The following is a 4484-nucleotide window of genomic DNA, read 5'->3' on the forward strand; positions in this document are numbered from 1 at the left end:
CACCAGCTTGCAAATGATTGTCCTTTCCTTCATTTCTCTCCTATTACGAAGATTTTAAACAGGTTCTCAGCCATCTAGGCGTTTTATTAGGGTTGGGGCCAAAGTCTCTGACCCTAAGGGCGCTGGTGTTAATTTTTCTCATCCATTGCAGATATTGCACCGTACTAAATATTTAAAAAGTATTAATATAAAGATATCAATAAAATTATTTACATTTTTATACTATGCCCATAGCATCATATATTACTTAACCTTGCAATAATTTTTTTATTCTTGCTGCTTCTTCGAACTCTAAATTTTCAGCATGCTCTATCATTTGCTTTCTCAAATCATCCTTATTAGTATTTACTTTCGGTTCTGCTATTGCCCTCTCCTGTAAGGTGTTTGATATAGGTTTTATTATAGTCTTTGGGACAATATTGTGCAATATATTATGTTCTTCTTGTTTTTTTCTTCTTCTTTCGGTCTCTCTTAATGCACGGTCCAGAGAACCAGTGATTTTATCTGCATACAAAATTACTCTACCTTCAGCATTACGCGCAGCACGACCGATCGTTTGAATTAATGAAGTTTCCGATCGCAAAAATCCTTCTTTATCAGCATCCAAAATTGCAACCAACCCACACTCTGGAATATCAAGACCTTCCCTCAGCAAGTTAACACCTACTAAAACATCGATTTCTTTAGATCTCAATTTGTATATAATTTCTATTCTCTCCAGCGCAGCAATATCAGAATGCAAATAACTCACTCTCATATTCAATTCACTCATATATTCAGCTAAATTTTCAGCCATTTTTTTCGTCAATGTAGTGATTAAAACACAAAATCCCTTCCCTATTGTCACTTGTGCCTCATGAATTACATCATCAATTTGACTCTCTATTGGTTTTACAATGCAGATTGGGTCTGTAAGCCCTGTTGGACGGATAACTTGCTCTATAAATACATTATTGGTCTTTGCCAACTCATACTTTCCTGGAGTGGCTGAAATGTAAACAGTCTGCGGCCTAACTCCCTCCCACTCTTCAAATTTTAATGGACGATTATCAAAAGCGGAAGGGAGCCTGAAGCCATAGTCGATCAATTTCTTTTTACGCGCCTCATTACCACTGTACATCGCACCAACCTGAGGAACGGTGACATGACTCTCATCAACAAATAAAATTACGTCTTTGGGTAAATATTCAAACAAAGTAGGTGGTGGATCCCCAGCTTCCATTCCATAGAGATAACGCGAATAATTTTCAATACCTTTACATATTCCTGTTGTTCTCATCATTTCGATATCAAAATTAGTGCGTTGCTCGAGGCGCTTTGCTTCAACAATCTTGTTTTGCGAGTAGTAATAATCCAAGCGTTCATGCAGCTCTTTTTTGACTAGTTCAATTGCCTGCAACAAAGCCTCACGCGGGGTTATGTAATAGCTATTTGGAAAAATGGTGATTTTATTTACGCCTTTGGTAACATTGCCCGTTATAGCATCAACTTCAGAAATTTCTTCTATTTCATCGCCAAATAACGATAAACGCCAAGCTTTATTTTCATAATGGGAAGGAAATATATCAACAATATCGCCGCGCACTCTGAAATATCCTCTCTCAAACCTGGCATCAGAGCGCTTGTATTGAAGATCAGTTAAGTTGCTCAGGAAATCATTAATACGAATTTTATTTCCAACACTAAGCGGTATGATCATGCTGCGGTAGCTCTCAGGCGAACCAAGACCGTATATGCAGGAAACACTGGCAACTACGATCGTATCCCTGCGCTCCAAAAGGGAGCAGACGGTGGAATAACGCAGCATCTCAATTCTTTCGTTAATTGCAGAATCTTTTTCGATATAAGTATCAGTTTGTGGTAAATAGGCTTCAGGTTGATAATAATCATAATAAGAAATGAAGTATTCAACAGCATTATGGGGAAACAATCCTTTCATTTCCTCATAAAGCTGTGCTGCTAAAGTTTTATTGTGTGCCATAATTAATGCAGGCCTATTTGTTCTTGCAATAACATTTGCCATAGTAAAAGTTTTCCCAGAACCAGTAACTCCAAGCAAAACCTGATCTCTTTTATTACTATTTAGCCCTGCAATTAAGCTATCGATTGCCTGTGGTTGATCCCCAGCCGGTTGAAAATGTGTAGCGATTTGAAATTTCATAGACTTTACTTACTATCTTTGATTCATTGTATAGTAAACACTATATTGCTTTTAAGATAAGTTGTATAGCTATCGTAAAGCCATAAAACACTAACCAACAATGTCATGCAAGTAGCTGACACTGGAATCTTGTTTCAATGTTAAACAAAATACCATAGAATTCAAGAAGACAATTCCTAAAAAATCCCTACATCCAAAAAAAGGCAAAATGCTGCTTGAATAAGCTAAATTTTTTTAGATGCAAAAACAATAAAACATAGTTGATACTAAAGTTATAGTACTCCTATGACAACGTTACAAAAATTAAGGAAATGGATAGCTCTGATCAATTGGAATAGTATTTTCAGGTACCGGTGGTCAATATGACATTTTTAAAATAAAGATTTAGAACCTGTTTAAAATCTTCTCAATAGAAGAGAAATGAAGGAAAGAACGACCATTTGTAGGCTATTGTTAAGTTTTCGCTCGCAATTTTTCCACAATCGTCTGCATTTTTCTAACCAAGCGAAAGATCGCTCTACAACCCATCTTTGTGGCAATACAGCAAAGGAATGTAATTCACTTCGTTTTATTACTTCTACAGTTGCTCCAATAATCGTTTTTATTTTAGTTGCAAAATTTTCTCCTGTATAACCTGCATCGACCAGTATATTTTTAACTTCCGAGAGGTTTTCTTTTGCGCTTTCAACCATTCTCACAGCACTGCTAACCCCAGTTGTAAATTAGAAAAAATAGAAAAGGTAAGGAAATAGGGTAAACTCCAAGGTATTTGATATTCATTCCTAAAATAGGAGGTTACCAATGAAAGAGAAAGTAACAGAAATCTTTTGTATAGTCGATGATTTTTGCAATACAGTCGATGAAAATTTTGCAGAAAAACTTCTACCAAGTGGCAAAAAACCAACCAGGACGCCAGAGATTACGCATTCAGAGATTTTTACCATAATATTGCTATATCAAGTGCGACAATTTTAAAATTTTCTATGTGCATTATTTGAAATTATTATACGAATCAGCGTTTCCAAAATTGCCATCCTATAGTAGGTTTATCAGGTTAAAATCGCGGGCTTTATGGTATTTAGCGCTCTTAATGCAATGGTTTTGCGAACAGTCAAAAGTGACAGGGATTTCGTACATAATCTATCGCTGTTTGCCATCCAAAAAGGACCTCGAGAAACAAAGTTTTCAAAGGGTTGGCAAAGATTGGAAAGACTACTTATGGGTGGTTTTTCGGTACGTCTAGTAATCAACGAAACTGGCGAAATTCAAGGGGTTACGGTGACAAAAGGCAACGTTGATACCTGTGCCAAATTTAACTCAGAAATTGACTGGATTATTGTTTAGAGATAAAGGATATATCAAAAAAGATCTTTTTCACGAATTATTCGATAGAGGGTTAAAGCTTGTAACCAGTATAAAAAGGGTATGAAAAACTCATTAATGGTGCTAAATGAGAAGATTTTGTTAAGAAAAAGATCGATTATTGAGACAGTTTTTGGCTCTCTGAAAAACAAATTTGAGATTGAGCATACTCGCCACAGATCACCGATAAATTTTTTGGTACACATTTTTTCTACGCTTGTTTCATATTCCATGCAGCCGCTGCATTTCTAAGCTTTACTTCGTTGGCTAATCCGCAACTGGGGTATATCTTACTATTACCCACAAATAAAAACATAGTATTGTATTTACTCAAATAATTTAATTTTATTAACCTGAAAGCTTATTGGATTAAAATTATTAAACTAAGAGTTATAATTTTAGCAACTAAAAGCTGTAAATTGCACCATATAAACAGTTATTTCAAGCAAAAGTTATGCCATTAAGAGCTATGCAACAAACATTTATATTTGTGGGTAATAGTAAGGGGGTATATAGGGTTGACACCAAGGCAATATTCTTCTGGAAAAGTTGATCGGCATGGCAGCATATCAAAGATGGGACCAGCGGAATGTAGAAGTATGTTATATGAAGCTGCACAAACAATGCTTACAGTTACCAAGAGGACATTTAAATTAAAAAACTGGGGTTGCGAAGAAAAAAGGAATGAAAAAAGCAATTGTAGCAGTAGCAAGAAAATTAGCTGTAATTATGCATAGGATGTTGGTTGATAAAACAGAATTTTATTATCAATAAACATCAAAAGAGCATAGGACAATAATTTTATTGAAAATAAAGATAGCAATGCCGATGGAAGGGACAAGCAAGAACTTAGTTAGACTTCGTGGTAAATATGTTGCCGTCCACTTCCGCCTAACAAGTATGATGCGGCTTGACAAATTTATTGTCATCTCAGACCGCGGAGAGAACCATATGCTACTTT

The 4484-nt window shown here is 35.7% G+C and carries 5 protein-coding genes and 2 pseudogenes; 5 read left to right on the top strand and 2 right to left on the bottom strand.

Annotated elements, in window-relative coordinates:
* Positions 1-247 precede the first annotated feature (247 nt).
* Both uvrB and OZD63_RS02930 read right to left on the bottom strand, forming a co-directional pair.
* Positions 248-2161, bottom strand: coding sequence for an excinuclease ABC subunit UvrB (gene uvrB, locus OZD63_RS02925; protein WP_274979714.1), 1914 nt, complete (start codon positions 2159-2161; stop codon positions 248-250).
* A gap of 395 nt (positions 2162-2556) precedes the next feature.
* Positions 2557-2877 (bottom strand): annotated as a pseudogene (locus tag OZD63_RS02930) (transposase); the annotation flags it as partial.
* Positions 2878-2962: 85 nt separating this feature from the next.
* On the opposite strand from OZD63_RS02930, the gene OZD63_RS06155 reads away from it, so the two are divergent.
* From OZD63_RS06155 to OZD63_RS02940, 5 genes and pseudogenes are all read left to right on the top strand, one after another.
* Positions 2963-3136, top strand: a complete 174-nt coding sequence (locus tag OZD63_RS06155; protein WP_010082315.1) for a hypothetical protein — start codon at positions 2963-2965, stop codon at positions 3134-3136.
* Between the two features lie 96 nt (positions 3137-3232).
* On the top strand, positions 3233-3505 hold the full coding sequence (locus OZD63_RS06275; RefSeq protein ID WP_458695130.1) for a hypothetical protein: 273 nt from the start codon (positions 3233-3235) through the stop codon (positions 3503-3505).
* Positions 3465-3646: pseudogene (locus OZD63_RS06280) on the top strand (transposase); the annotation flags it as partial. The gene OZD63_RS06275 and the pseudogene OZD63_RS06280, both read left to right, overlap by 41 nt.
* Positions 3623-3775: a transposase gene (locus tag OZD63_RS06285; protein WP_369408987.1), complete on the top strand. Its 153-nt coding sequence runs from the start codon at positions 3623-3625 to the stop codon at positions 3773-3775. The pseudogene OZD63_RS06280 and the gene OZD63_RS06285, both read left to right, overlap by 24 nt.
* 236 nt (positions 3776-4011) lie before the next feature.
* The gene (locus OZD63_RS02940) at positions 4012-4260 is read left to right on the top strand and encodes a transposase (protein ID WP_275008066.1); all 249 of its coding nucleotides are present in this window, start codon (positions 4012-4014) and stop codon (positions 4258-4260) included.
* The last annotated feature ends 224 nt before the right edge of the window (positions 4261-4484 follow it).

This window comes from Wolbachia endosymbiont of Drosophila leontia (assembly GCF_028981785.1).
In the GTDB taxonomy this organism is placed as follows: Bacteria; Pseudomonadota; Alphaproteobacteria; order Rickettsiales; family Anaplasmataceae; genus Wolbachia; species Wolbachia pipientis.

Coding starts and splice junctions, on each gene's coding strand:
- OZD63_RS06155 (WP_010082315.1), top strand. CDS start 2,963: ATGAAAGAGAAAGTAACAGAAATCTTTTGTATAGTCGATGATTTTTGC.
- OZD63_RS06275 (WP_458695130.1), top strand. CDS start 3,233: ATGGTATTTAGCGCTCTTAATGCAATGGTTTTGCGAACAGTCAAAAGT.
- uvrB (WP_274979714.1), bottom strand. CDS start 2,161: ATGAAATTTCAAATCGCTACACATTTTCAACCGGCTGGGGATCAACCA.